The organism is Shinella sp. Sh6 (assembly GCF_055392685.1).
In genome coordinates this window covers 2,283,512-2,307,646 of record NZ_AP044005.1, presented here as the reverse complement: position 1 = coordinate 2,307,646, position 24,135 = coordinate 2,283,512, and the positions used below count along the sequence as shown (strand labels likewise).

27 protein-coding genes are annotated in these 24,135 nt (G+C 65.2%); 9 read left to right on the top strand and 18 right to left on the bottom strand.

What is annotated here, in order from left to right; genetic code table 11:
• Positions 1-164 precede the first annotated feature (164 nt).
• Together ACZ5TO_RS11145 and hppD are read right to left on the bottom strand one after the other, a co-directional pair.
• Positions 165-428, bottom strand: a complete 264-nt coding sequence (locus ACZ5TO_RS11145) for a hypothetical protein (protein WP_184143394.1) — start codon at positions 426-428, stop codon at positions 165-167.
• A gap of 238 nt (positions 429-666) precedes the next feature.
• Positions 667-1,770, bottom strand: a complete 1,104-nt coding sequence (gene hppD / locus ACZ5TO_RS11140; protein WP_464798131.1) for a 4-hydroxyphenylpyruvate dioxygenase — start codon at positions 1,768-1,770, stop codon at positions 667-669.
• A gap of 87 nt (positions 1,771-1,857) precedes the next feature.
• On the opposite strand from hppD, the gene ACZ5TO_RS11135 reads away from it, so the two are divergent.
• From ACZ5TO_RS11135 to ACZ5TO_RS11125, 3 genes are all read left to right on the top strand, one after another.
• A complete protein-coding gene (locus ACZ5TO_RS11135) occupies positions 1,858-2,358 on the top strand; it encodes an Lrp/AsnC family transcriptional regulator (RefSeq protein WP_464798130.1) in 501 nt (166 codons plus the stop codon).
• Between the two features lie 132 nt (positions 2,359-2,490).
• The gene (locus ACZ5TO_RS11130) at positions 2,491-2,655 is read left to right on the top strand and encodes a hypothetical protein (RefSeq protein ID WP_184143388.1); all 165 of its coding nucleotides are present in this window, start codon (positions 2,491-2,493) and stop codon (positions 2,653-2,655) included.
• Between the two features lie 76 nt (positions 2,656-2,731).
• The gene (locus ACZ5TO_RS11125) at positions 2,732-3,373 is read left to right on the top strand and encodes an MBL fold metallo-hydrolase (RefSeq protein ID WP_184143847.1); all 642 of its coding nucleotides are present in this window, start codon (positions 2,732-2,734) and stop codon (positions 3,371-3,373) included.
• Between the two features lie 238 nt (positions 3,374-3,611).
• On the opposite strand, the gene ACZ5TO_RS11120 is transcribed toward ACZ5TO_RS11125, so the two are convergent.
• The 6 genes from ACZ5TO_RS11120 to ACZ5TO_RS11095 all read right to left on the bottom strand — a co-directional run bounded on the left by ACZ5TO_RS11120 (position 3,612) and on the right by ACZ5TO_RS11095 (position 8,298).
• Positions 3,612-4,037, bottom strand: coding sequence for a BA14K family protein (locus ACZ5TO_RS11120; RefSeq protein ID WP_184143386.1), 426 nt, complete (start codon positions 4,035-4,037; stop codon positions 3,612-3,614).
• Positions 4,038-4,170: 133 nt separating this feature from the next.
• Positions 4,171-4,386: a cold-shock protein gene (locus ACZ5TO_RS11115; RefSeq protein ID WP_064330734.1), complete on the bottom strand. Its 216-nt coding sequence runs from the start codon at positions 4,384-4,386 to the stop codon at positions 4,171-4,173.
• Between the two features lie 413 nt (positions 4,387-4,799).
• Positions 4,800-5,702, bottom strand: coding sequence for a DMT family transporter (locus ACZ5TO_RS11110; RefSeq protein WP_464798129.1), 903 nt, complete (start codon positions 5,700-5,702; stop codon positions 4,800-4,802).
• Positions 5,703-5,785: 83 nt separating this feature from the next.
• Positions 5,786-6,955 carry a PQQ-dependent sugar dehydrogenase gene (locus ACZ5TO_RS11105; protein ID WP_464798128.1) on the bottom strand — a complete coding sequence of 390 codons (1,170 nt, stop codon included), beginning with the start codon at positions 6,953-6,955 and terminating at the stop codon, positions 5,786-5,788.
• Positions 6,956-7,027: 72 nt separating this feature from the next.
• The gene (locus tag ACZ5TO_RS11100) at positions 7,028-7,216 is read right to left on the bottom strand and encodes a hypothetical protein (protein WP_464798127.1); all 189 of its coding nucleotides are present in this window, start codon (positions 7,214-7,216) and stop codon (positions 7,028-7,030) included.
• A 173-nt stretch (positions 7,217-7,389) separates the two neighbouring features.
• Complete coding sequence (locus tag ACZ5TO_RS11095) at positions 7,390-8,298, bottom strand: EAL domain-containing protein (RefSeq protein WP_464798126.1); 909 nt, start codon at positions 8,296-8,298, stop codon at positions 7,390-7,392.
• Positions 8,299-8,611: 313 nt separating this feature from the next.
• Between ACZ5TO_RS11095 and ACZ5TO_RS11090 the strand changes: the two genes are divergently transcribed.
• A complete protein-coding gene (locus ACZ5TO_RS11090; protein WP_464798125.1) occupies positions 8,612-9,814 on the top strand; it encodes a pyridoxal phosphate-dependent aminotransferase in 1,203 nt (400 codons plus the stop codon).
• Between the two features lie 266 nt (positions 9,815-10,080).
• Positions 10,081-10,314: a hypothetical protein gene (locus ACZ5TO_RS11085; RefSeq protein WP_464798124.1), complete on the top strand. Its 234-nt coding sequence runs from the start codon at positions 10,081-10,083 to the stop codon at positions 10,312-10,314.
• Positions 10,315-10,323: 9 nt separating this feature from the next.
• Here the strand turns inward: ACZ5TO_RS11085 and ACZ5TO_RS11080 are convergent, their stop codons facing one another.
• The 5 genes from ACZ5TO_RS11080 to trxB form a co-directional block, all read right to left on the bottom strand.
• On the bottom strand, positions 10,324-11,418 hold the full coding sequence (locus ACZ5TO_RS11080; protein ID WP_464798123.1) for a calcium:cation antiporter: 1,095 nt from the start codon (positions 11,416-11,418) through the stop codon (positions 10,324-10,326).
• Between the two features lie 305 nt (positions 11,419-11,723).
• Positions 11,724-12,845: an alkene reductase gene (locus ACZ5TO_RS11075; protein WP_464798122.1), complete on the bottom strand. Its 1,122-nt coding sequence runs from the start codon at positions 12,843-12,845 to the stop codon at positions 11,724-11,726.
• Positions 12,846-12,880: 35 nt separating this feature from the next.
• Positions 12,881-13,186, bottom strand: coding sequence for an ArsR/SmtB family transcription factor (locus ACZ5TO_RS11070; protein ID WP_464798121.1), 306 nt, complete (start codon positions 13,184-13,186; stop codon positions 12,881-12,883).
• Positions 13,187-13,689: 503 nt separating this feature from the next.
• Positions 13,690-14,586 carry a LysR family transcriptional regulator VtlR gene (locus ACZ5TO_RS11065; protein WP_184143366.1) on the bottom strand — a complete coding sequence of 299 codons (897 nt, stop codon included), beginning with the start codon at positions 14,584-14,586 and terminating at the stop codon, positions 13,690-13,692.
• Positions 14,587-14,699: 113 nt separating this feature from the next.
• A complete protein-coding gene (gene trxB, locus ACZ5TO_RS11060; protein ID WP_184143364.1) occupies positions 14,700-15,689 on the bottom strand; it encodes a thioredoxin-disulfide reductase in 990 nt (329 codons plus the stop codon).
• Positions 15,690-15,937: 248 nt separating this feature from the next.
• On the opposite strand from trxB, the gene ACZ5TO_RS11055 reads away from it, so the two are divergent.
• Entirely contained in the window at positions 15,938-16,405 is a 468-nt protein-coding gene (locus ACZ5TO_RS11055) for an Lrp/AsnC family transcriptional regulator (RefSeq protein WP_184143362.1), read from the top strand.
• 189 nt (positions 16,406-16,594) lie between these two features.
• On the opposite strand, the gene ACZ5TO_RS11050 is transcribed toward ACZ5TO_RS11055, so the two are convergent.
• Positions 16,595-17,644, bottom strand: coding sequence for a glycosyltransferase family 4 protein (locus ACZ5TO_RS11050; protein WP_464798120.1), 1,050 nt, complete (start codon positions 17,642-17,644; stop codon positions 16,595-16,597).
• A gap of 25 nt (positions 17,645-17,669) precedes the next feature.
• Complete coding sequence (gene greA / locus ACZ5TO_RS11045) at positions 17,670-18,146, bottom strand: transcription elongation factor GreA (RefSeq protein WP_184143358.1); 477 nt, start codon at positions 18,144-18,146, stop codon at positions 17,670-17,672.
• 229 nt (positions 18,147-18,375) lie between these two features.
• Here greA and ACZ5TO_RS11040 point away from each other — a divergent pair, with 229 nt between their 5' ends.
• The 3 genes from ACZ5TO_RS11040 to ACZ5TO_RS11030 all read left to right on the top strand — a co-directional run bounded on the left by ACZ5TO_RS11040 (position 18,376) and on the right by ACZ5TO_RS11030 (position 20,186).
• Entirely contained in the window at positions 18,376-18,639 is a 264-nt protein-coding gene (locus ACZ5TO_RS11040; RefSeq protein ID WP_184143356.1) for a hypothetical protein, read from the top strand.
• Positions 18,640-18,847: 208 nt separating this feature from the next.
• The gene (locus tag ACZ5TO_RS11035; RefSeq protein WP_184143846.1) at positions 18,848-19,210 is read left to right on the top strand and encodes a hypothetical protein; all 363 of its coding nucleotides are present in this window, start codon (positions 18,848-18,850) and stop codon (positions 19,208-19,210) included.
• Positions 19,211-19,220: 10 nt separating this feature from the next.
• Positions 19,221-20,186 (top strand): SDR family oxidoreductase, encoded by a 966-nt coding sequence (locus ACZ5TO_RS11030; RefSeq protein WP_464798119.1) that lies wholly within the window; start codon positions 19,221-19,223, stop codon positions 20,184-20,186.
• A gap of 5 nt (positions 20,187-20,191) precedes the next feature.
• Here the strand turns inward: ACZ5TO_RS11030 and ACZ5TO_RS11025 are convergent, their stop codons facing one another.
• From ACZ5TO_RS11025 to carB, 3 genes are read right to left on the bottom strand one after another with little or no spacing between them, the layout of a single operon-like run.
• Positions 20,192-20,386, bottom strand: coding sequence for a DUF2283 domain-containing protein (locus ACZ5TO_RS11025; protein WP_464798118.1), 195 nt, complete (start codon positions 20,384-20,386; stop codon positions 20,192-20,194).
• Entirely contained in the window at positions 20,383-20,640 is a 258-nt protein-coding gene (locus ACZ5TO_RS11020) for a DUF4258 domain-containing protein (protein WP_464798117.1), read from the bottom strand. The genes ACZ5TO_RS11025 and ACZ5TO_RS11020 overlap by 4 nt, the downstream gene beginning before the upstream one ends.
• 9 nt (positions 20,641-20,649) lie before the next feature.
• A complete protein-coding gene (gene carB, locus ACZ5TO_RS11015) occupies positions 20,650-24,132 on the bottom strand; it encodes a carbamoyl-phosphate synthase large subunit (RefSeq protein WP_464798116.1) in 3,483 nt (1,160 codons plus the stop codon).
• Between the last annotated feature and the right edge of the window lie 3 nt (positions 24,133-24,135).

The following is a 24,135-nucleotide window of genomic DNA, read 5'->3' as shown; positions in this document are numbered from 1 at the left end:
GTTCCAGGTCCCCGATGGCGCCAGTCCAGCGGCGATCCTGCCCGTTTTCTGGTTAGACCGTAACAGGCGGAACAATCAACTTGAAAGAATGGGGGGACAGGGCGCCGCCACAAGACAAAGGCGGCCTTTCGGGCCGCCTTTTCCTTTCAGCGAACGGGCGCTGCCTATTTCTTGCCGAGCACGGCGCCGACGATGGCGGTCAGCACGCCGCCGCCGACAAGGCCGCCGATGCCGTCGGCAACGAGGCCGCTGAGGCCGGCTTCACCGCCGAGCATCTGCAGGAGAAGGCCGCCGCCGACACCGCCGATGGCGCCGACGATGGTGCGGACGATCGCGCTCACGGCGGCCTGCTTGAGGGCCGCGCCGGCGACGTTGCCCCCGATGGCGCCGGCGATGAGCTGCGTGATGATAGGCATCAATGCTTCCATGGACTTCCCCTCCAATGGTCCGCCGGAAAGGAGTGCCCGGCCGGACAGGTTCCCTTGCTGCCGGGGCGCGGTCTGGAGCCCGCAACTCCGGTGCCGAAAGGTCGGCATCCGCAACCTGCGGATAATTTTGGGAGATGTCAATTTGGCCCGAGGCACGCTGCACCGGGTTTTTCAACGTAAAGAGGCGGCCGCAAGCGACCGCCTCTTCCTTCCCCGCATGGCTTGGTTGCCGCGGTTGTTATTCTGCTGCGATGACGCCCCGGCGGATCTGGTCTTCCTCGATGCTCTCAAAGAGCGCGCGGAAATTGCCCTCGCCGAAGCCCTCGTCGCCCTTCCTCTGGATGAACTCGAAGAAGATCGGGCCGATCACGGTCCTGGAGAAGATCTGGAGCAGGATCTTCGTCATGCCGCCGTCGACGACGCCCTCGCCGTCGATGAGGATGCCGTGCTTCTTCATGCGCTCGACAGGCTCCTCATGGCCGACGACGCGCACATAGGAGCGGTCGTAGTAGTTGTCCGGCGGGCCGGGCATGAATTTCAGGCCGTTTTCGGCAAGGCGGTCGGTCGCGTCGTAGATCGCATCCGTGCCAACGGCGATGTGCTGGATGCCTTCGCCCCTGTACTTCTTCAGGTATTCGACGATCTGGCTCGTCTCGTCCTTCGATTCGTTCAGCGGAATGCGGATCTTGCCGCAGGGCGAGGTGATGGCGCGCGAGACGAGCCCCGTGATGCGGCCGTCGATGTCGAAGAAGTGGATCTGCCGGAAGCCGAAGAGCTCGCGGTAGAAGTCCCACCACTTGTCCATGTTGCCGCGATAGACGTTGTGGGTGAGGTGGTCGAGATAGTAGAAGCCGACGCCCTGGGGCTTGGGATCGCGCGCGCCGGTCCATTCGAACTCGGCATCGTAGGCAGAGCCCTTCGCGCCGTATTTTTCCACGAAGTAGAGGAGCGAGCCGCCGATGCCGACGATGGCGGGCACGTCGAGCGCCTTGTCGTTGCCCTCATAGGGCGTCGCGCCCTTGGCGACGGCGTGCTCGAAGGCGTGCTTCGCATCGACCACGCGCCAGGCCATGGAGGCGGCGCAGGGGCCGTGCTCCTCGGTGAACTTCATGGCGTGGGAGCCGGGCTCGGCATTCAGCACATAGTTGATGTCGCCTTGGCGCCAGACGGAGATCGCCTTGCTGCGGTGCGTTGCGACCTTGCTGTAGCCCATGCGGGTGAAGAGGTCTTCGAGCTTTTCCGGCTCGGGATGGGCGAACTCGACGAACTCGAAGCCGTCGGTGCCGGCCGGGTTCTCCGCGGTGATCTCAGCCGGCGGTGCGTCGTGCGGGAAAGGGCCCATCTTCGTCCTCCTCGAAATTGATGTGAGGCAAGTATGGCGCCGTTGCCATGCAATGTGCATGCATAGTGCTTGCGCTTTGGCAAATCCATGCGATGTTCGTGCGTGAATTGGCGTAATGGAGGGGAATTCGTGCAACTGGACGACTTCGACCGAAAACTACTCGCGCATTTGCAGGAAGATGCGCGCCTGACGAACAACGAGCTTTCCGAGCGCATCAACCTGTCGCCCTCGCAATGCTCGCGCCGGCGCATCCGGCTGGAGGAGGAGGGGATCATCCGCGCCTACCGGGCCGAGCTCGACCGCGAAAAGCTCGATCTCGGCATCGTCATCGTGGTGACGGTGACGCTTTCCACGCACAACCGCGACAATGCGCTGCGCTTCGCGCGGCTCATCTCCCGCCTGCCGGAAGTGCTGGAAGCCTATTCGCTGACGGGGGAGATGGACTACATCATCAAGGTCGTCGTGCCGAACCTCAAGGCGCTCTCGGCCTTCGTCAACGACGTGCTGCTGCCGCACGAATCCGTCTCGCATGTGAAGACCGCCATCGTGCTCGATACGCTGAAGGAGACGACGGCGCTGCCGCTGTGAGCCCTGTGGCGCCGGCGCAACACTTCCCGCTCCGCGCGTGTTCCCCGCGGAACAGGAGGGAATCCCGTGCCGTTGTACAACCGAACGACAACGAGGAAAGGCCGCGACGGCCGAAACCGAAGGGAACCGACGATGCGCCCCGAACCCGAAAAGCCGCAGAACCCTGTTGCCGCCCGGCTCCGCCCGGTGGTCTATCTCTATGCCGCGCTCAACATCGCGGTCGCGGCGCTGCTCTTTTCCACCGTCTCGCCGACCTTCGCCACCGGCCCCGCCTCGGAAATGGCGAGCCTGCGCTGACTTCAGGCTTGGTGCCTGCGTCCGCTTGCGGCTATAGGGAGGAAACGAGCGGCAACCGAGCGAGGGCCCCATGGGCATGCTTCAGGCGGGCATCATTCCCGTCACCCCCTTCCAGCAGAACTGCACCATTCTCTTCGACAGCGAGACGAAGGAAGGCGTGGTCGTCGATCCCGGCGGCGACGTCGACACGATCCTGGAGACGCTGAAGAACAACGGCATCACCGTGAAGGCGATCTGGCTGACGCACGGCCATATCGACCATGCCGGCGGCGCGAAGGAACTGAAGGAAGCGCTCGGCGTCGACATCGTCGGCCCGCACAAGGACGACCTTTCGCTGCTCCAGCGGCTGGAGGCGCAGGCTTCGATGTTCGGCGTGCCGATGAAGGTCGCCAACGTGGTGCCGGACCGCTGGCTGGAGGACGGCGACACCGTCTCCTTCGGCGATCACGACTTCGAGGTCTACCACACGCCGGGCCACGCGCCGGGGCATGTGATCTACTTCAACCGCAAGCAGGGCTTCGCCCATCTCGGCGACGTGCTCTTCCAGGGCTCCATCGGCCGCACGGACCTGCCCGGCGGCAACCACCAGCAACTCCTGGATTCGATCCGCGACAAGGTGCTCCCGCTCGGCGACGAGGTCGGCTTCCTCTGCGGCCACGGACCGGGAGGAAGGATCGGCGAAGAGCGGCGCAGCAATCCGTACCTGCGGGGGCTTTGATTTTTTACCGACGTGCCGGCAGGCGGCTTTGCCCCTCACCCTAACCCTCTCCCCGCTTGCGGGGAGAGGGGACTTGCCCCACGAACCGGATTGCTTGAGGAAACCGGCGCGGCATATTCCTTCTCCCCGCTTGCGGGGAGAAGGTGGCGGTAGCGGGATGAGGGGCAATCCTCTCCAGAGCAACAAAAAGGCGGGTGCCTCTCAGCACCCGCCTTTTTCATTTCATGCGCGCCCGCTGTCAGCCGGCGGTGCAGAAGTGCTCGCGGCCGTCGTAGCCGACGAAGGTGCCGCTGTTCGGGTTGAACGTGCGGTAGCGCTGCGAGCAGTAATCGTACCAGGACTGCGTCCAGGGCTCGTAGCTCGGGGCCGGGCGGTAGATCACGCGGCGCTCGGGGTAGTATTCGGGTTCCGGCTCCACGTAGACGCGGCGTTCGACGTAGCGCGGCTGGGAGGCGATGGCGCCGCCGATGATCATGCCGGTGGCAAGGCCGATCGCGCCGCCGACGAGGGCGTCGCGGTTGTGGTGGCGGCGATAGGGGCGGTAGTCGCCGCCGTCGCGCCAGTAGCCGTGGCGGTCGCGCGCTTCGACGACGCCGGCCGTGGCGGTGAGCGTCGTCGCGGCGACGGCAGCGGACAGCACGAGTGTCTTGATGACTTTGTTCATGACGTCGTTCCTTTAAATCCGGCTCATGCCGGTCGATGACGTCATCAAACTAGGAGAACGAGGCTGAATGGAGGCTGAACGAAAAAACCCGGCATCTCTGCCGGGCTCCAACTTGAAATCCTGAAAGCGCCGGTCAGCCGGCGATCTGCAGGTTGACCGCCTTCGGGCCCTTGCCGCGGCGATCGGGTTCCGTGTCGAAGCTTACCTTCTGGTTCTCGGAAAGGCCGTTCAGGCCGGAAGCCTGCACAGCGGAGATGTGTACGAAGATATCCGCACCACCGTTGTCGGGCTTGATGAAGCCGAAGCCCTTCTCGGTGTTGAAGAATTTTACGGTGCCAGTTTCGGCCATGCGTCAGGTCCTTTTCTCTCTGCCCGTATATTGGCGGCGGGCAGCATATCAGTTTTGCCCCGAAGGGCGTTAGGCAGGCAGTTCTCGAGGTTGAGGAAAGGGTCCTGTTTTCACCGCAGCCAGCCAACCGCTTGGTCCTTGGACCATCCAGATGTTGGCCGCCCGGAATTGTTTCGCGTCTCCGGCGCGCTTTTATTCAAGGTCTTCCCATGTTCGCAAATTGCCCGAACGGCGCAAGAGTGATGTGTTTGCTTCAAATTGGCAAGCAAAAGTTTTGCAAGCTCTTCCACGCGCCTCACTTTGGTCAAATTGCGGGCGATTGCCGAAAAAACCCGCAGCATTCGCGGGGTTTCTTGAGGTTATGGTATGATTTATATTGCGGTGCGAAAGAAGGGCGGCGCCGACAATCGCCGTCATACTTCGACGGAAGCGCCCTGCCTGCGACCGCGCAGGAGTTCCGGCACCAGTTCCACGGCCAGCATGGCGAGGAAGATGATGGCGCAGCCGGCATAGCCGGCCGGGCTGATCGTCTCGCCGAGCAGGAGCACGCCGAAAAGGGCGGCGAACAGCGCCTCGCTGGACAGGAAGATGGCCGCCTGCGGGGCGGTCGTGTAGCGCTGGGCGACGTTCTGGAAGATGAAGGCAAGGCCGCTGGAGAAGAGGCCGGCATAGAGGATTTCCGGCAGCGCGCCCTTGATCGCCGCAAGGCTGATGGGCTCGAAGAGGGCCCCGGCGACGCAGCCGAGCACGGCGCAGACGGCGAACTGCACGACGGAAAGCCCCAGCGGCCGGCCCGAGCGGCCGCCGAAGACGCCGACGCAGATCATCTGCACGGACCAGAGCAGGGCGCAGACGATGGTGAGGAAATCCCCGACCGTCAGGGCGGCGAGCGTGCCGCCTGAAAGCAGGAAGATGCCGAGGCAGGCCATGAAGGCGGCGGGCCAGACGATCCAGTGCGGCAGCCGGCGCAGCACCAGCACGGTGAGGATCGGCGTGAAGACGACGTAGAGCCCGGTAAGGAAGCCCGAATTGGTGACGGTCGTCGTGAGAAGCCCCACCTGCTGGAAGGCGGCGGCGGCAAAGAGCGCGATGCCCGTGACGACGAAGCCGCCGATATCGGCCCGCCGGACGGGGCCGGCGGCGCGGGCCTTCTCCCACAGCGCGAAGGGCAGGGCGACGACGGTCGCCATGGCAAAGCGCAGGCCGATGAACCAGATCGGCCCCAGCGCATCCATCGCCGTCGACTGCGCGATGAAGCCCGCGCCCCAGATGGCGCCGGCCAGCAACAGCAGAAGGTTCGCCTGAACGCGCGTCATGCCTATCGTCCCGAATGGAGGAAACCGGCGCGGTCGCGCCTTGCTTCGTGCTAGCAGGGCGGCCGTTGCAAGGCAAGCCGGTCCTAATCCGTCGTGGCGGCGGTGCGGGAGACCCGCAGCAGCGCGCCGTCCTCGCCGTCGACGAGGAGCAGCAGCGCGCCGTCGGGCGCCACGACGACATCGCGCAGGCGGCCGAACTCGCCGTCGAACAGCCGTTCCTCGGCGACGACCGCCCCGCTCTCGTCGCGCTCCAGCCGGGCGACGAGCTGGTATTTCAGGGCAGTCACGATGAGGTTGCCGTCCCATTCGGGGAACATCGCGCCGTGATAGACCGCGATGGCGCTGGGCGCGATGGACGGGTCCCAATAATAAAGCGGCTGCTCGTAGCCCCTGGCGGACGAGCCGAGGTCGAATTCCGCGCCGGAATAATGCCGGCCGTAGGAGACCAGCGGCCAGCCGTAGTTCCTGCCCGGCTGCGGCAGGTTCACCTCGTCGCCGCCGCGTGCGCCGTGCTCGACGGAGATCAGCGTGCCGTCCTTCGGGTCGATGGTGAGGCCCTGCGGGTTGCGATGGCCCTTCGACCAGATTTCCGGCCGCCCGTCCGAGGTGCCGAGGAACGGATTGCCGGCGTGCGGGCTGCCGTCCGGGTTGATGTGCAGGATGGAGCCGGCATCGTCGCGCGGGTCCTGCGCGCGCATGTCCTCGCCGCGGTCGCCGATGCCGAAGAACAGGCTGCCGTCCTTTGCGATTGCGATGCGCGAGCCGAAGTGATGGTCGCTCGTCGTGAGGCCGTTCATCAGGAAGATGCGCGTCGTGTCTTCCAGCGCGGTGCCGTCGTCGGAAAGGCGCGCCCTTGCGACGGCCGTGCCCTCGCCGCCTTCGCCGCGGGCGGCATAGGTGAGGTAGAGCGTGCGGCTCGTTGTAAAGTCGGGGGCGAGGGCGATGTCGAGAAGGCCGCCCTGGCCGTTCGTCGCCACTTCCGGCACGCCGCGGATGGGGGCGGAGAGCTTGCCGCCGGAAACGATGCGCAGCGTGCCGCCCTTTTCCGAAACGATGTAGCGGCCGTCCGGCAGCACCTCGACCGACCAGGGCTGGTCGAGGCCTTCCACCACCGTTTCCACGGAGAGCGGCGCCTTCTTGCTGGAGAATTCGCGGGGTTCCGCCGAAGCGGGCGAGGCGGCGGAGAGGAGGGCGGCAAGGCCGGCTGCTGCCGTGCCCGTGATGATCCCGTTCAAATGCTTGCTGTGGCGCATCGCTGTCTCCCGTCCCGCCGTTAACTGGCCCAGGTCGCGGGCGCTTTCAAGAGCGGCGGGCGGCGGCGGGCATTACTTTTGCGCCGGCACCGTCTGCTGGATGCCGGAGGTCTGGATCGTATCGACCGCGATGGCGGGCGGCGACATGAGGCCGATGACCATCGCCACGCAGGCGGCCAGCGCCATCATGGCCATCAGGAACAGGGCACGCGACTCCCGTGCCTTGGGCTTCCTGCCGATCTTGTCGTCATCCAGAAACATCGTCGTCCCCCGTGCTTTCGTCCTCGCTACGACAGCCAAAAGGCCCGCCGAAATCGGCACGACAAGGACAGAATTGCGGCAAGGCCCGACATTTATTGCGGCGAAAAGATGGCAGGGCGAAAAAGCATGGTTTTCAGCGTCTTCCGCCGAATAGACCGCGTTCCCCGCGCGTTCTAGACGCCTCGTTTGCCGAACTGGCGGAGGGGCCTTGCGATGCGGCTTTCGAGGGGCATGCCGCCGCCGGCGGGCAGGGCCTCGCCGGAGGCCGGCGCAGGCTCGCCGGCGGGCTCGGGAAAGGCGGCGGCAAAGCCCGTCGGGGCGAGTTCCGGCCGCGCGAGGAGATAGCCCTGCATCAGCGGGCCGCCCATGCCGCGGCAAAGGGCGATGGTCTGCTGATCCTCGATGCCGGCGACGATGGCGCGGATACCTTTCTGCGCGAACTGGCCGACGACGACGCGAAGGAGCGCAAGGCCGGCGGAGTTTTCCGCAAAACCGCGTAGCCAGGCCGTGTCGAAGGTCACGAATTGCGGTTTCAGCCGTTCCATGCGGTCGAGGTCGCGGTCATCGCCGGTATACTCGTCGATGGCGACGGAAAAGCCGGCCTCGTGCAGGCGCGCGGCAAGGCGGGCAAGGTCTTCGGGGGAATCGCCCGGGTGCTCGCGGATCTCGCAGGCGATGCGCTCCGGCGCCATGCCGGCCTCGTGGGCGGCAAGGCGCAGCCGCTCCATCTCCTGCCGCATCGCCTGCGCCGTCAGGTGCAGGCCCGCCTGCATGTTGACGATGAGGGCCGTATCCGGCCGGGCGAGCGGGCCGGCATTGAGGATGTGCAGGCTCCGGCAGAGGCCGTCCACCGCCGCGCGCTCTTCCTCCGGCACCTCCTGGAAGAATTCCGCCGGCGAGCAGGGCATGTCGCCCATGCCCGCCCGCACGAGCCCCTTGAAGGCGGCGATGCCGAGGGCGCCGTCCGGGCGCTCGATGAAGATCGGCTGCAGGGCCGATTGCAGACGATAGGCGCCGTAGGCCGCGCTGAACGCGCCATCGGGCTGGCGGACGAGATTGGAGAAGATGCTTTTCTCGCTCATGCAGCGCACCACCCGCTGGAACGATGTCGACGGCAGAAGGATAGGTGATATCCGTTAACGCCGGTTTAATCTTTCGCGTAAAAATCACGATGGTTTTCGTCTGTCTCAACCAATTGGTGTGCGGGGCCGCCGATCCATTCGCATCGCTGATGGCGTTCATGAAATTTTGCGTGGACGCCCGCATTTCCCGCTTTTTTCGCCCTTCGCGCTTGCAAGACAGGCCCACATTCGACATAGACCTAACCGCTATGGAGCCCGGCGCTCCGGGTCCATGGCGTTCAGCCGCCTTTGAACCCGATGAGGACATTGCATCATGGCCTTTCTTGCCGACGCCCTTTCCCGCGTGAAGCCCTCCGCCACCATCGCCGTCTCGCAGAAGGCGCGCGAACTCAAAGCGAAAGGCCGCGACGTCATCGGGCTTGGTGCGGGCGAGCCGGACTTCGACACGCCGGACAACATCAAGCAGGCCGCCATCGAGGCGATCAACCGCGGCGAGACGAAGTACACGCCCGTCTCCGGCATCCCGGAGCTGCGCGAGGCCATCGTCAAGAAGTTCAAGCGCGAGAACAACCTCGACTACACGCCCGCCCAGACGATTGTCGGCACGGGTGGAAAGCAGATTCTTTTCAACGCCTTCATGGCCACGCTGAATGCGGGCGATGAAGTCGTTATCCCGACACCTTACTGGGTGTCCTATCCCGAGATGGTGTCGCTGTGCGGCGGCACGCCGGTCTTCGTCGCCACCACGCAGGAAAACAAGTTCAAGCTGAAGGCGGAAGACCTTGAAAAGGCGATCACGCCGAAGACCAAGTGGTTCATCTTCAACTCGCCGTCCAACCCCTCGGGCGCGGCCTACAGCCATGACGAGCTGAAGGCGCTGACGGACGTGCTGATGCGCCATCCGCAGGTCTGGGTGCTGACGGACGACATGTACGAGCACCTGACCTACGGCGACTTCAAGTTCGCGACGCCGGTGGAGGTCGAGCCCGGCCTCTACGACCGCACGCTGACGATGAACGGCGTCTCCAAGGCCTATGCGATGACCGGCTGGCGCATCGGCTATGCGGCAGGTCCCCTCGCGCTGATCAAGGCCATGGACATGATCCAGGGCCAGCAGACGTCCGGCGCCTGCTCGATTGCCCAGTGGGCGGCCGTCGAGGCGCTGAACGGCACGCAGGCCTTCATCCCGGAAAACAAGAAGATCTTCGAGGGCCGCCGCGACCTCGTCGTCTCCATGCTCAACCAGGCGAAGGGCATCGAGTGCCCGTCGCCGGAAGGCGCCTTCTACGTCTATCCGTCCTGCAAGGGGCTGATCGGCAAGACCACGCCGTCCGGCAAGGTCATCGAGACGGACGAGGACTTCGTCTCCGAGCTGCTGGAAACCGAAGGCGTCGCCGTCGTGCACGGCTCGGCCTTCGGCCTCGGCCCGAATTTCCGCATCTCCTATGCGACCTCGGAAGCCCAGCTCGAGGAAGCCTGCAAGCGCATCCAGCGCTTCTGCGCGGCCTGCAAGTAAGCCATTTCGCTTCGCAATGAGAAACCCCGCCGGAGACGGCGGGTTTTTGCCGCGCCTGCCCCACGCTCTGCGTCATCCTCGGCCTTGAGCCGAGGTTCCACGCGTCCCCCGCGGCGGGGAATGGATGCTCGGGTCAAGCTCGAGCATGACGGAGGAGAGGGCGTGGCATGGGCGTCATCGTGCGATGCTTTTTTCCCGTCGATCGGTGAAATTTTCGCCTTCGTCACCGATATAAGGAAGCGATACGGAAACACCGGAGCAGCATCATGAAAGCCACATCCCTTTTTCTCGCCGCCCTGCTGGCGCTGGCTGCCGCGACGTCCGCGCTTGCTGCGGACCGCTACGACGAGCGGAGCGAGAAGGCGCCTGACGGCAAGGTCGTCGTCGGCGAGCATCCGACCATGATGACGGTCTGGGACTATTTCTTCCACAACCCGGAAAAGTACCGCACCATGCGCAACGGTCCCGGCGAATACTACCGGGGCGTCGAACGCCCCTGACGGCAGGCCTCAAAGCCCGATCAGCGTCAGCATGACGAAGGTGGCGAAGAGGATGAAATGCGTCATGCCCTCGATGGCGTTCGTCTCGCCGTCGTTGAGGTTGATGGCGGCGGCGATCAGCGTGATCGTCACCATCACCGTCTGGGTCGGCGACATGGCCATGACGAAGGGTTGGCCCGTGTAGAGGGCGATCGCCTCCATCACCGGCACCGTGAGGATGACGGTGGAGAGCGAGGCGCCCATGGCGATGTTGACGACCGACTGCATGCGGTTGGCGAGCGCCGCCCGCAGCGCCGTCAGGATTTCCGGCGCGGCCGAGATGGCGGCGACGACGACGGCCATCAGCGCCTGCGGCGCGCCCGAGCCCTTGAGGCCCGCCGTCAGCAGCACGGACATCGCTTCGGCGAGCGCGCCGATCAGCACCACGCCCACGACGATGACGACGATGGAAAGGGTGGCCGGCTCGTTCTCCTCCGGCGCCTTGCTCGGCAGTCCCTCCCTGCGCTCGGCGCGCGGATAGGCGTAGCTGAAGAAATAGCTGTGCGCGCCCACCTGCATGCGCAGGAACAGGGCATAGAGCGCGATCATCGCGCCGATGGTGAAGGCGGAATAGAGATGCCAGCTCTCGCGCGGCACGAATTCCGGCACCACCATGGAAATGCCCATGGCCGTCAGGATCATCACCCCGTAGGTCTTACCCGAATCGTCGTTGTAGGGCTGCTCGCCGTGGCGGATGCCGCCGAGAAGGGCGGCAAGGCCGAGGATGCCGTTGATATCCAGCATCACGGCCGCGTAGATCGTGTCGCGCACCAGCGTCGGCGAGGTCTCGCCCTGCATCATGATGGCAAGCACCACGACCTCCACCATCACCGCCGACAGCGTCAGGATCATCGTGCCGTAGGGATCGCCCACCTTCGAGGCGAGGATCTCGGCATGGTGGGCGATGCGGGTGGAGACGAGGATGATCGCCACGATGAGCGCGAAGGCGGCAATCAGCACCGGCAGCCGGCCCATGTCCAGAAGGGTGTGCTCGCTCGCGTAGGCGATGACCGCGACGGCAAGGCCGATGAACAGGAAACGTTCCTTCAGCAGGCTGGACAGCATGGGCGGCGGGACTCCTCGGCAGGTGCGGTTAGGCTAGATGTAGCCGAGGCTGGTGAAAAGGAAACGCCCGCGGAACAGAAATCCGCGGGCGCTTTGTGATGTCGAGGCCGAGTATGCCGCAGCACCCCCCTCTGCCCTGCCGGGCATCTCCCCCACAGGGGGGGAGATCGGCAAGGGGCATGTGTTTGCTCAATCTGCGACGTCCACGAAGGGCGAGACGTTCCCCCATCCAATCTCCCCACCTGTGGGGGAGATGCCCGGCAGGGCAGAGGGGGGTACCGCAATGCCCGCCTTGAGATGTGCTCTCAGGCCACATTCTCCAGCGCCGGATAGTCGGTATAGCCCTTGGCGCCGCCGCCGTAGAAGGTGTCCTTGTCCGGCGTGTTGAGCGGCAGGTCCTCCTTCAGGCGCTTCACCAGGTCGGGGTTGGCGATGAAGAGCTTGCCGAAGGCGACGAGGTCGGCCCTGCCGCTGGAAACGGCATCGAGGGCGAGGTTGCGGTCGTAGCCGTTGTTGACCATCCAGCCCGCCTTGCCGCCGGCCGCGCGATAGGCGGCGTGCAGTGCGGCATAGTCGAAGGGCTTGTCGCCCTGCTGGAAGTCACGGGGCCCGCCCGTCGCGCCTTCGATGACGTGGACATAGGAAAGGCCGTAGCGGGCAAGGCCTTCGACAACATGGGTGAAGAGCGGCTGCGGATCGGGGTCGAAGGCGTCGTTGGCGGGCGTGACGGGCGAGATGCGGATCGCCGTGCGGCCGGCGCCGATTTCCTCCGTGATCGCCTCGACGACCTCGAAGAGGAAGCGGGCGCGGTTCTCGATGGAGCCGCCGTAGTCGTCGGTGCGCCGGTTGCTGCCCGAGCGCAGGAACTGGTCGATGAGGTAGCCGTTGGCGGCGTGGATCTCGATGCCGTCGAAACCGGCCTCGACGGCGGCACGGGCGGCGCGGCGGTAATCCTCGACGATGCCGGCAAGCTCTTCACGCTCGAGGGCGCGGGGCTCGGAGGTTTCCGCGAAGGCGCCGCTGCCGTCGGCGTTGATGAGGTAGGTCTTGGACTGGGCGCGGATGGCGGACGGGGCGACCGGCTTGCCGCCGTTCGGCTGCAGGCTCTCGTGCGAGATGCGGCCGACATGCCACATCTGCGTGACGATCTTGCCGCCGGCCCTGTGGACGGCGTCGGTGACCTGCTTCCAGCCGGCGAGCGCTTCCGGCGTATAGAGGCCCGGCACGTCGGCATAGCCCTGGCCCTGCTGGGTGATGGGCGTGCCTTCCGTGATGATGAGGCCGGCTGAGGCGCGTTGCTCGTAATAGGCGGCGTTCAGCGTGTTCGGCACGGCGCCCGGGGAGCGGTTGCGCGTCAGCGGCGCCATGACGATGCGGTTGGCGAGCTGGATGTCGCCGATGACGATGGGATCGAAGAGCGAGGTCATGGATGGTCCTTCTTCTGGCTGGGAGGAGGGGGCGCCTAGAGGGCGCCGTTGATGTGCTGGAGGAAGGCGGCGATCGCTTCCTCGTCACGCTTGAAGAACACCCATTGGCCGACCTTGCGCGTCGTCACGAGGCCGGCGCGCTGGAGGGTGGCGAGATGGGCGGAAACGGTCGACTGCGAGAGGTCGCAGCGCTTTTCGATCTGTCCGGCGCACACGCCGAATTCTAGCGGATGCTCCTGACCGGCGAAATGCCGCTCGGGCTCCTTCAGCCAGGCGAGGATTTCCATCCGCCTGGGATGGGCGAGGGCTTTGAGGATTTCGTCGGTGTCGGGCGGGCTCATGTCTATCGTGATCCGGCGATGAGTATATCGTTAGTGAGCGATATTGGGATCGACGCTTGTCGATGCAAGGGGCACGGACAAAAAAAGAGGGCCACAAGCGAAAGCCTGGGCCCTGCTAGGTTGAAGGCTAAAGAACCTCCAGAGGGGAACAGCCAACGCGCGGCACTGGGAGGAGAAAGACCGCACTGCGCTGGCTGTCCTAGATATGGGCAAGCAAGGGCGCGTCTTCAAGGGATGGGTTTGCCGTGTTTTGCCGGAATGGTGAAAATTTCGTTCCGGTCAACGGAAGGCAAAAAAAGAGGGCCGCAAGATCAACTTGGGCCCTTTATAGTTTTGAAGGTAATAAAACCTCCAGAGGGGAACAGCTGCTGCGGTGGCACTGGGAGGAAAAAGCCACCAAAATGCATCAGCTGCGGGCGATATGATGCTTTCGCGGGCATATGGCAATCATTTAATGCGCATGCCAGCCATGCGCATGGCGCAGGACTGTGCAAAACCGCCCTTCAGAAGTTCCAGTTGCGTGCCTTGGCGACGATGAAGTCGCGGAAGACCTTCAGCTTCGCCGAGTTCTTCATCTCGCCGGGATAGCAGAAATAGGTATCGAACGAAGGAATGTCGGCGCTGACGGGGAGCTGGATAAGTCCCGGGTCGCGCCCGACAATATAGTCCGGCAGCATCGCGATGCCGATGCCGAGTAGGCAGGCCCGCTTGATCGAGGTCTGGCTGTTGATCTGCAGCACCGAGGGGCGGGGATTGTCGGAATCGCGTCCGGCGATCTCCAGCCAGTTGACGTCGAGCAGGTAGCTCGGCGCCGGCTCCCCGAAGGTGATGATCTTGTGGCCGTCGAGGTCGTCGATGGACTGCGGCTCGCCGTAGCGGTTGATGTAGGAGGGCGCGGCGTAGATGTGCATGTGCACGGTGAAGAGCCGGCGCTGGATGAGGTCGGACTGCTGCGGCTCGCGCAGGCGGATGGCGCAGTCGGCATGGCGCATGTTCACGTCCAGCTCCTCGTTGTCGAGGATGAGCTGCACCTGCATGTCGGGATAGAGCGCGAGGAATTCCTGTACCTTGTCGGTCAGCCAGCCCTGGCCGAGGCCGACCGTGGTGGTGATGCGCAGCTTGCCGCTCGGCTTCTCGGTGTTCTCCGTGAGCTGCACGCGCACGCTTTCGAGCTTCATCAGCACGTCATGCGCGGTGCGGTAGAGGATTTCGCCCTGCTCGGTGAGGATGAGGCCGCGGGCATGGCGGTGGAACAGCTTGATGCCGACATCCTGCTCCAGGGCGCTCACCTGGCGGCTGATGGCCGATTGCGAAAGGTGCAGCTTGTCGGCTGCATGCGTGAATGAGCCGGCCTCGGCCGCGGCATGGAAAATCCGCAGCTTGTCCCAGTCGAGCGCCATTCTATCCCCCATATGTCTGTGAGGCGGGGAGCGCACGCTTCCCGCCCGGTCGCTGATTGAACTGTTCCCACACGGGCGGTCGGACCGGGTCCGCCGCCCTTTGTTGGCGGCTTCTACTCGGCCGCAATTGCGACAGGCATATGACCTGCAAGGTATTTTTCGGTTTCAAGGGCCGCCATGCAGCCCATGCCGGCGGCCGTGACCGCCTGGCGATAGATGTCGTCCGTGACGTCGCCTGCGGCAAAAACGCCCGGCACGTCGGTCGCGGTGGAATCGGGCGCGGTCCAGAGGTAGCCGTTCGGCTTCTGGCGCAGCTTGCCCTTGAAGAGCTCGACCGCCGGCGCATGGCCGATGGCGACGAAGACGCCGTCCGTGACCATGTCGCGCGTCTCGCCGGTCTTGACGTTGCGCAGCTTCACGCCGTTGACGGAGGCCGGCATCGGGGGCTTTGCCTCGGCGCCGAGATATTCGACGACCTCATGGTCCCAGACGACCTTGACGTTCTCCTTGGCGAACAGGCGTTCCTGCAGGATCCTTTCCGCGCGGAAGGAATCGCGGCGGTGCACGACGGTGACCGTCTTTGCGAGGTTGGAAAGGTAGAGCGCCTCTTCCACCGCCGAATTGCCGCCGCCGACCACGATGACGTCCTTGTTGCGGTAGAAGAAGCCGTCGCAGGTCGCGCAGGCCGAGACGCCGAAGCCCATGAACGTGTGCTCGGTCTCGATGCCGAGCCACTTGGCCTTGGCGCCCGTCGCGATGATGAGGGCGTCCGCGGTCCATTCGGTGCCGCTGTCGGTGGAGATGCGGAAGGGACGCACGTCGAGATCGACATTCGTCACGAGGTCGTTGACGATCTCGGCGCCGACATGGCTCGCCTGCTTGAGCATCTGCTCCATCATCCACGGACCCTGCACCGGATCGGCATAGCCCGGATAGTTCTCCACATCCGTGGTGATCATGAGCTGGCCGCCCTGTTCCATGCCGGCGATCAGCACGGGCTCCAGCATGGCGCGGGCGGTATAGATCGCGGCGGTATAGCCGGCCGGGCCGGAGCCGATGATCAGCACCTTGACGTGACGCGAGGAAGCAGGGCGGGCGGACATGGTCGTTCCTTCCGGGCGCGTAGCCCAATCGGCCCGCCCGCGCGGTCTCGCGCAGGGCACGGGCCAGCGTGTCTTTGTTCGATCCTCATTTATGAGGGGACTGCCGGCAGTTTCAAGTGCGTGCGGCGCTTTGCCAACAGGCAAGCGACGGCGCGTGACATATTTGTGCCTCTTCCAGTAACAATCTTGCGCCGATGGCGCGATTCGGGTTACTTCCGGTCGTCTTCCCGAAAGGTCTTTCCATTCCCATGTTTCGTGCCGAACTCGACGCCATCGACATCCGCATCCTGAAAGAGCTCCAGGCCGACGGGCGGATGACCAATGTGGAGCTGGCCGCGCGCGCCGGCATCTCCGCCCCGCCGTGCCTGCGGCGGGTGCGCAAGCTGGAGGAGGCCGGCATCATCGAGGGCTATACGGCGATGCTGAACGCGCCCGCGCTCGGCTACGACCTCGTCGCCTTCTGCATGGTGGGCCTCAAGCACCAGTCGGAGGCGAACCTCAAGGCCTTCGCGCTGGCGACCAGCGCCTGGCCGATGGTGCGCCAGGCCTGGATGGTCTCCGGCGACAGCGATTTCCTGCTCCACTGCGTGGCCGAGAACCTGACGCGCTTCCAGGACTTCGTCATCGAGGAGCTGACCGCCAACCCGCAGGTCGATACCGTGCGCACCATGCTGACGATCCGGCAGGTGAAGAAGGTGGGGCTGGTGGAGCTTTAAGCTGGCATCGCCGCTGCACCCCCCTCTGCCCTGCCGGGCATCTCCCCCACAAGGGGGGAGATCGGTAAGAGGCTTGAGTCTTGCTCAAATCGCTGCGTCAAAGAGAGGCGAAACGGCGCTCCATCCAATCTCCCCCCTTGTGGGGGAGATGTCCGGCAGGACAGAGGGGGGTAGGCTTGTCGCCGGCCGTTATAGCAAGCCCGCATAGACCGCGTTGACCGCCTTCGCCTCGTTCTCCAGCGCGAAATTCTCCCGCACTTCGGCAAGGCTCGCCGCGGCGTGGCGTTCCGTCATGTCGGGGTCGGCGAGGTAGGGGCGGATGGCCTCGCGCAGGGCTTCGTAGTCGCCGGCCGGCACCACGGCGCCGGTCTTGCCGGGCGTGATCATCTCGGCATAGGCGCCGGCATCGCTGGCGACGACGGCGGTCTGCGAGGCCATGGCTTCGAGCGGCGTCAGGCCGAAGCCCTCGTTGCGCGAGGGCGCGACGTAGAGCGAGAGGCGGCGATACCAGACCTTCACGTCCGGCACCTCGCCGAGGAAGAGGATGCGGTCGGAAAGGCCGGCCGCGGCGATCTCGGCCCTGAGGCCGTCGGCGAAGGCCGTATGGCTCGCCGTCGCGCGGCCGCAGACGATGGCGGTCCAGTCCGGATGGTGCGGCAGAAGCTCGATCATCGCCCGCACGAAGAGATCGGTGCCCTTCTGGTGGCGGATGCGGCCGAAGCAGCCGACGAGATGGCGGCCCGGCAGGCCCGAGGCTGCCATGGTATCGTCCGTGCCGCGCGGCGGATGAAAGGCATCGAGATCGACGCCGTGGCGGATGACGCGGAAAGGCACCTTCAGGAAGGAGGCGGAACGGTCGCTGGTGGCGATCACCGCGTCCATCCGGCGGATGAGGAAGCGCGTATAGGCGCTGTGCCGACGCTGCGCGGCCGAGGTGAAGACGAGCTTCAGCGGCATGCGCAGCACATCGCGCAGGAAAAGGCCGAAGCCCATCTCGTTGTTGCGACGCGCGTGCCAGATGCGGTGCCTGCGCCCCCTGGGCGCGCGCCAGAGGCCGAGAAGCGCGGCAAAGCCGATCTTCGGCAGGCCGGCATTGTCCGGCAGGCCCGGACCGACCACGGCGATGCGCGTGCCGAGCTTCGCCTGGAAGGGCACGAGCTGGACGATCGTCGACGTCACGCCGGAGAGCCGGCGCTTGAAGTTCGGCGCGATCACGTCCACGTCCTTGATGTCGGCCACCGCCCCGGCCCCCGGCAAGCGGGCCTCAGCCCCAGGTGACGGCGAGGATTTCGTAGGCCTTGGAGCCGCCGGGCGCGTTGACCTCGATCGAATCGCCGACTTCCTTGCCGATCAGCGCGCGCGCGATGGGCGAGGAGATGGAGATGCGGCCGGCCTTCACGTCGGCTTCCTGGTCGCCGACGATCTGGTAGACCTTCTCCTCCTCGGTGTCCTCGTCGACGAGCTTGACGCGGGCGCCGAACTTGATCTTGGAGCCGGACATCTTGGAAAGGTCGATGACCTCGGCGCGCGCGACGAAGTCTTCGAGCTCCGTGATGCGGCCTTCATTGTGGCTCTGCGCTTCCTTGGCGGCATGGTATTCGGCATTTTCCGAAAGGTCGCCATGGGCGCGCGCTTCGGCGATCGCCTCGATGATTCGCGGACGCTCTTCCTGCTGGCGCCAGCGCAGTTCTTCCTGCAGCTTGACGAACCCGTCCTGAGTCATCGGTACCTTTTCAACCATTTTTTCCCGTCCTTCATACCGCGCCGCCCGGGCAAAGGACCCGCGCGAACGCAAAAAGAAAACGGTCTCCGGAGAGTTTTCCCCGGAACCGTCGAAAGCATTTGAACACCCCTTATAGCAGATCGCCCCTCCCGAAGGCCAGTTATTTCGCCGGCCGGCTCCTGCTGCCCACAGCCGCCGGAACAATCCCCCGGCGCCTCCGTTAGCCGGAAGAACGCGGGAGCAAGGCATGGCCATCGACAATTCGGCGCATCTGGAAGGCAGGATCAACGCGCATCGGCGCCTGCTGGTGGAGTTGATCTCCGTGGTCGCCGCCATCCCCGAGGCGCGCGCGGCGCTCGTCGCCATGGCGCAAAGCACGGAAACGGTCATGGACCATGAGGAGGATCCGGGCATCGAGCCCGACCCAGCCTTTGCCGCCCAGCAGATCGCCGACGACGAGATTCGCGGCATCCTGGCGGCGGCGATGGCCCGCGTCGAAACCAAACAGTGAGGATTGAACGATGGGTGTGATGGAGAAGATTTCCGCTTACTGGAAGCAGTTTTCCGGTGAAGTCACCGGTGATCAGGCGAAATACGACGAGGGACGCCGTCAGGCGGCCGCCTCGGACGCGCCTTCCTTCGAAGAGCGCGGTGAGAACGGTGTTCCGGGCGCCGTGCCGCGCGTTCTCGCCGGCAGCGAGGGTGCTGTGACGCCTGCCATGGAAACGCCCGCGCCCGTTGCCGACTATTCCGACGTCGAGCAGTTGAAACTCTTCCGCCTCGTTCCCGTCGCCGCGGCGAACGACACGAACTGGGACAATGCGCCGAACCAGGGCGAGGTCGTGGTGCGCGCCCGCTCCAGCGGCGATGCGCGCGTCGTGGCGGCGGAAGCCGAGCTCGACTTCATGGAGATCGATGCGCTGCCCGCCGACGGCAATTCCACGACCTCGTCGAGCGCCTTCCGCAACGAGAAGCTCTACACCGTGATCGACGAGACGGACCCGTCCTATCCGGTGGAGGGGCCGCGCGAGGTCGTCGCCGGCACCGTCCGCGTCGACAACATCCGCCCCAGCGAATTCTGAGGAGACCGTCATGACCCCGAGCCAGTCCGCGAGAACCGTGGAGAAGCAGCGCGATATCCAGGAGGAGGTGGCCAAGGCCGACCGCAGGGGAGGCGGCGGCAAGCCCGGGGCCATGCAGGCCGGCGCGCGGCCCTATCCCGTGCCGCCCTTTCCCGAACAGCACCAGCCCAAGCCCGGCCACGAGGCAAAGCTCGATCCGCCACCGATGTACGATGCGCCCTTCTACAAGGGCTCGGAGAAGCTGAAGGACAAGGTGGCGCTCATTACGGGCGGCGATTCCGGCATCGGCCGGGCCGTCGCGGTGTTTTTCGCGCGCGAGGGGGCCGATATCGCCATCGTCCACCTTGCCGAGGGTGCGGATGCGAAGGAGACGATTGCCGCCGTCGAGGCGGAGGGACGCCGCTGCATGGCCTTTGCCGGCGACGTCAAGGACAAGGCTTTCTGCGCGCAGACGGTCAAGTGCGTGGTGAAGGACCTCGGCCGGCTCGACGTCCTCGTCAACAACGCCGCCTTCCAGGTGCATAGCAAGGATATTCTCGACCTTTCGGAAGAGCATTTCGACGAGACGCTGAAGACCAATCTCTACGGCTATTTCTTCATGGCGCAGGCGGCGGTGCCGCACATGGAGCCGGGCTCGGCCATCGTCAACACCGGCTCGGTCACCGGGCTCGAGGGCTCCAAGGACCTCCTCGACTATTCGATGACGAAGGGCGGCATCCACGCCTTCACCCGCGCGCTCGCCAGCCAGCTTGTGCCGCGCGGCATCCGCGTCAACGCGGTCGCGCCGGGCCCGGTCTGGACCCCGCTCAACCCGTCCGACAAGGAGGCCGGGGACGTCGCGAAATTCGGCGCCAAGACGCCGATGAAACGCCCCGCCCAGCCGGAAGAACTCGCCCCCGCCTACGTCTTCCTCGCCTCGCCGCACTGCTCCAGCTACATTACCGGCGAGGTGCTGCCGATCATCGGCGGGTATTGAGGAGGTCAGGCGGCCTGGGAGAGCAGGTCCTTGGGAAGATGGGCGCGGGCGTCGAGAACTTCGAGGCCGACGATGCGGCCTTCCTTGTCGTAGTCGAGCATGATGCCCTGCGAGACTTCTTCCGTCTCGATGATGTCCTCGTGCGAGAAGCGGATATAGGCCGCATCGACGACGGGGTCGTATTCGACTTTCACGGTCATGACGGCCTCCTCGCGCCTCGGTCGATGAACGCGGATATTATCCGTATTTCCTCGTCTGCTTCAATACAAACGACGCGCAGCACACGTCCATCAAGCGTATCGATGGAGCGATAGCGTCGCTCCACCCCTGCGCCGGCGGGATCTTCCGTGCGCCATTCCGGCTCCCGGACGGTTGCCTCGACCCAGGCGGGGGCCAGCTTGCGCTCTCGCATCACGGTTTGTGCATGAAGCGAGTAGCGCAAGGGTTTGACCATTTCAGGACCTCAGAAATACGCCTGCAGCGGGCGGACTTCCAGTTGTCCCTGCTTGAGGGCCTTGATGGCCTGGGCGGCGGCCTCGGCGCCGGCCATGGTGGTGTAGTAGGGCACCTTCTGCATCAGGGCGGCGCGGCGGAGCGACTTCGAGTCGGAAATCGCCTTGCTGCTGTCCGTCGTGTTGATGACGAGGCTGACCTGGCGGTTGCGGATGGCGTCCTCGACATGCGGACGGCCTTCCTGCACCTTGTTGACCTTCACCGCCTCGATGCCCTTTTCGGCAAGGAAGCGGGCGGTGCCGGAGGTCGCCATGACCTTGAAGCCGATGTCGGTGAGGAGGCGCACGGCCGTCAGCACGCGGTCCTTGTCCTCGTCGCGCACGGAAACGAAGACCGTGCCGCCGCGCGGCAGGTCGACGCCGGCGCCGAGCTGCGACTTGGCGAAGGCAAGGGCGAAGTCCGTGTCGAGGCCGATGACCTCGCCGGTCGAGCGCATTTCCGGGCCGAGCAGCGTGTCGACGCCCGGGAAGCGGGCGAAGGGGAACACGGCCTCCTTGACGGCGATGTGCTTGAGGTTGCGCGGGTCCGGCTTCTTGCCGTAGACGGCGATCGCCGCGTCGAGGCCTTCGCCGGCCATGACGCGGGCGGCGATCTTGGCGATCGGCGCGCCGATGGTCTTGGCGACGAAGGGCACCGTGCGCGAGGCGCGCGGGTTCACTTCGAGAACATAGATCGTGCCGTCCTTGATGGCGTACTGCACGTTCATCAGGCCGCCGACGTTGAGCGCCTTGGCGAGCGCCTTGGTCTGGCGCTCCAGTTCGTCGACGATCTCGGTGGAGAGCGTGTGGACGGGCAGCGAGCAGGCCGAGTCGCCCGAATGGATGCCGGCTTCCTCGATATGCTCCATGATGCCGGAGACGAAGACGTCCTTGCCGTCGCACAGCGCATCGACGTCGACCTCCACGGCGTTCGACAGGTAGCTGTCGAAGAGCAGCGGGTTCTTGCCGAGCAGGGTGTTGATCTGGCCGGTCTTGTCGTTCGGGTAGCGCTGCTTGATGTCCTCCGGCACCAGTTCCGGCACCGTGTCGAGCAGGTAGGTCTGGAGCTGGCCTTCCGAATGGATGATCTGCATGGCGCGCCCGCCGAGCACGTAGGACGGGCGCACGACCAGCGGGAAGCCGATCTCGCCGGCCACGAGCCGGGCCTGCTCGACCGAATAGGCGATGCCGTTGTTCGGCTGCATCAGGTCGAGCTTCATCAAAAGCTTCTGGAAGCGGTCGCGGTCCTCGGCAAGGTCGATCATGTCGGGCGCGGTGCCGAGGATCGGGATGCCGTTCTTTTCCAGCGCTTCGGCGAGTTTCAGCGGGGTCTGGCCGCCGAACTGCACGATGACGCCGACGACCTCGCCGTTCGTCTGCTCGGCCTTCAGGATCTCGATGACGTCCTCGGCCGTCAGCGGCTCGAAATAGAGGCGGTCGGAGGTGTCGTAGTCGGTCGAGACGGTCTCCGGGTTGCAGTTGACCATGATCGCCTCATAGCCGGCGTCCTTCAACGCGAAGGCGGCATGGCAGCAGCAATAGTCGAACTCGATGCCCTGGCCGATGCGGTTCGGGCCGCCGCCGAGGATGACGACCTTCTTGCGGTCCGAAATGCCGGCTTCCGAGCGCGTGGCGCCCGCGAACGGCGTCTCGTAGGTCGAGTACATGTAGGCCGTCGGCGAGGCGAATTCGGCCGCGCAGGTATCGATGCGCTTGAAGACCGGGCGGACGTTGAGGCCGTTGCGCAGCTCGGCGACTTCTTTCGGGCGCTTGCCGGAAAGGGTGGCAAGGCGCGCATCGGAGAAGCCCATGGCCTTCAGCATGCGCAGGTTCTCGGCGTCCTCCGGCAGGCCGTGTTCGCGGATGCGGGCCTCCATGTCGACGATCGCCTTGAACTGCTCGAGGAACCACGGGTCGATCTTCGAGCCCTCATGCACCTCTTCCAGCGTCAGGCCGAGGCGCAGGGCCTGGGCAACCATGCGCAGGCGGTCCGGCGTCGGGGTGGAGATGGCGGCGCGGATGGCGTTCTTGTCGTTGCCGTCGCCAAGGCCGGGGATCTCGATCTCGTCGAGGCCGGTCAGGCCCGTTTCGAGGCCGCGCAGGGCCTTCTGGAGCGATTCGGCGAAGGTGCGGCCGATGGCCATGACCTCGCCGACCGACTTCATGGCGGTGGTCAGCGTCGGCTCGGCGCCCGGGAATTTCTCGAAGGCGAAGCGCGGAATCTTCGTGACCACGTAGTCGATGGACGGCTCGAACGAGGCCGGGGTCGCGCCGCCGGTGATGTCGTTTTCCAGCTCGTCGAGCGTGTAGCCGATGGCGAGCTTGGCGGCGATCTTGGCGATGGGGAAGCCGGTCGCCTTGGAGGCGAGCGCGGAGGAGCGCGAGACGCGCGGGTTCATCTCGATGACGACGAGGCGGCCGTTTGCCGGATTGACGGCGAACTGCACGTTCGACCCGCCCGTCTCCACCCCGATCTCGCGCAGCACCGCGATCGAGGCGTTGCGCATGATCTGGTATTCCTTGTCCGTCAGCGTCAGGGCAGGGGCGACGGTGATCGAGTCGCCCGTGTGGACGCCCATCGGATCGATGTTCTCGATGGAGCAGATGATGATGCAGTTGTCCGCCTTGTCGCGGACCACTTCCATCTCGTACTCCTTCCAGCCGAGGACGGACTCCTCGATGAGCACTTCCGTCGTCGGCGAGGCGTCGAGGCCGCCGGAGACGATGTCGAAGAATTCCGAGCGGTTGTAGGCGATGCCGCCGCCGGTGCCGCCGAGGGTGAAGGAGGGGCGGATGATGGCGGGAAGGCCGATCTCGTCCAGCGCCTGCGCGCCGATGGCCATGGCATGGCTCATGTAGCGCTGCTTGCGGTCGGTCTCGCCGAGGTTCCAGCGGTTCTCCAGCTCGTCCAGCGCCTTGTCGAGCGCATCGCCGGAAAGCTCGGCCTTGAGCTTGGCGCGCTCGGCCTCGTGGGCCTTGCGGTCCAGTTCCTTGATGTCGGTGGCGTTGGCCAGCATCGATTTCGGCGTTTCGAGGCCGATCTTGGCCATGGCCTCGCGGAAGAGCGCGCGGTCCTCGGCCTTGTCGATGGCTTCCGGCTTGGCGCCGATCATCTCGACATTATAACGGTCGAGCACGCCCATGCGCTTCAAGGAGAGCGCGGTGTTGAGCGCCGTCTGGCCGCCCATGGTCGGCAGCAGCGCGTCCGGGCGCTCCTTGGCGATGATCTTGGCGACGACTTCGGGGGTGATCGGCTCGACATAGGTCGCGTCGGCAAGGCCCGGGTCGGTCATGATCGTCGCCGGGTTGGAGTTGACGAGGATGACGCGGTAGCCTTCCTCCTTCAGCGCCTTGCAGGCCTGGGTGCCGGAATAGTCGAATTCGCAGGCCTGCCCGATGACGATCGGCCCCGCGCCGATGATGAGGATCGATTTCAAATCTTGGCGCTTGGGCATCTC

Bases quoted from the DNA above. Each gene is read 5' to 3' on its own strand.
- ACZ5TO_RS11040 (WP_184143356.1), top strand. From the start codon at position 18,376: ATGGCCATCGACAATTCGGCGCATCTGGAAGGCAGGATCAACGCGCAT.
- trxB (WP_184143364.1), bottom strand. From the start codon at position 15,689: ATGTCCGCCCGCCCTGCTTCCTCGCGTCACGTCAAGGTGCTGATCATC.
- ACZ5TO_RS11080 (WP_464798123.1), bottom strand. From the start codon at position 11,418: ATGCTGTCCAGCCTGCTGAAGGAACGTTTCCTGTTCATCGGCCTTGCC.
- ACZ5TO_RS11055 (WP_184143362.1), top strand. From the start codon at position 15,938: ATGTTTCGTGCCGAACTCGACGCCATCGACATCCGCATCCTGAAAGAG.
- ACZ5TO_RS11065 (WP_184143366.1), bottom strand. From the start codon at position 14,586: ATGGCGCTCGACTGGGACAAGCTGCGGATTTTCCATGCCGCGGCCGAG.
- ACZ5TO_RS11035 (WP_184143846.1), top strand. From the start codon at position 18,848: ATGGAAACGCCCGCGCCCGTTGCCGACTATTCCGACGTCGAGCAGTTG.
- ACZ5TO_RS11100 (WP_464798127.1), bottom strand. From the start codon at position 7,216: ATGTTTCTGGATGACGACAAGATCGGCAGGAAGCCCAAGGCACGGGAG.
- ACZ5TO_RS11075 (WP_464798122.1), bottom strand. From the start codon at position 12,845: ATGACCTCGCTCTTCGATCCCATCGTCATCGGCGACATCCAGCTCGCC.
- ACZ5TO_RS11125 (WP_184143847.1), top strand. From the start codon at position 2,732: ATGCTTCAGGCGGGCATCATTCCCGTCACCCCCTTCCAGCAGAACTGC.
- ACZ5TO_RS11145 (WP_184143394.1), bottom strand. From the start codon at position 428: ATGGAAGCATTGATGCCTATCATCACGCAGCTCATCGCCGGCGCCATC.
- hppD (WP_464798131.1), bottom strand. From the start codon at position 1,770: ATGGGCCCTTTCCCGCACGACGCACCGCCGGCTGAGATCACCGCGGAG.
- carB (WP_464798116.1), bottom strand. From the start codon at position 24,132: ATGCCCAAGCGCCAAGATTTGAAATCGATCCTCATCATCGGCGCGGGG.
- ACZ5TO_RS11030 (WP_464798119.1), top strand. From the start codon at position 19,221: ATGACCCCGAGCCAGTCCGCGAGAACCGTGGAGAAGCAGCGCGATATC.
- ACZ5TO_RS11120 (WP_184143386.1), bottom strand. From the start codon at position 4,037: ATGAACAAAGTCATCAAGACACTCGTGCTGTCCGCTGCCGTCGCCGCG.
- ACZ5TO_RS11095 (WP_464798126.1), bottom strand. From the start codon at position 8,298: ATGAGCGAGAAAAGCATCTTCTCCAATCTCGTCCGCCAGCCCGATGGC.
- ACZ5TO_RS11105 (WP_464798128.1), bottom strand. From the start codon at position 6,955: ATGCGCCACAGCAAGCATTTGAACGGGATCATCACGGGCACGGCAGCA.
- ACZ5TO_RS11110 (WP_464798129.1), bottom strand. From the start codon at position 5,702: ATGACGCGCGTTCAGGCGAACCTTCTGCTGTTGCTGGCCGGCGCCATC.
- ACZ5TO_RS11090 (WP_464798125.1), top strand. From the start codon at position 8,612: ATGGCCTTTCTTGCCGACGCCCTTTCCCGCGTGAAGCCCTCCGCCACC.
- ACZ5TO_RS11135 (WP_464798130.1), top strand. From the start codon at position 1,858: ATGCGATGTTCGTGCGTGAATTGGCGTAATGGAGGGGAATTCGTGCAA.
- ACZ5TO_RS11115 (WP_064330734.1), bottom strand. From the start codon at position 4,386: ATGGCCGAAACTGGCACCGTAAAATTCTTCAACACCGAGAAGGGCTTC.
- ACZ5TO_RS11020 (WP_464798117.1), bottom strand. From the start codon at position 20,640: ATGGTCAAACCCTTGCGCTACTCGCTTCATGCACAAACCGTGATGCGA.
- ACZ5TO_RS11085 (WP_464798124.1), top strand. From the start codon at position 10,081: ATGAAAGCCACATCCCTTTTTCTCGCCGCCCTGCTGGCGCTGGCTGCC.
- ACZ5TO_RS11130 (WP_184143388.1), top strand. From the start codon at position 2,491: ATGCGCCCCGAACCCGAAAAGCCGCAGAACCCTGTTGCCGCCCGGCTC.
- greA (WP_184143358.1), bottom strand. From the start codon at position 18,146: ATGGTTGAAAAGGTACCGATGACTCAGGACGGGTTCGTCAAGCTGCAG.
- ACZ5TO_RS11070 (WP_464798121.1), bottom strand. From the start codon at position 13,186: ATGAGCCCGCCCGACACCGACGAAATCCTCAAAGCCCTCGCCCATCCC.
- ACZ5TO_RS11025 (WP_464798118.1), bottom strand. From the start codon at position 20,386: ATGACCGTGAAAGTCGAATACGACCCCGTCGTCGATGCGGCCTATATC.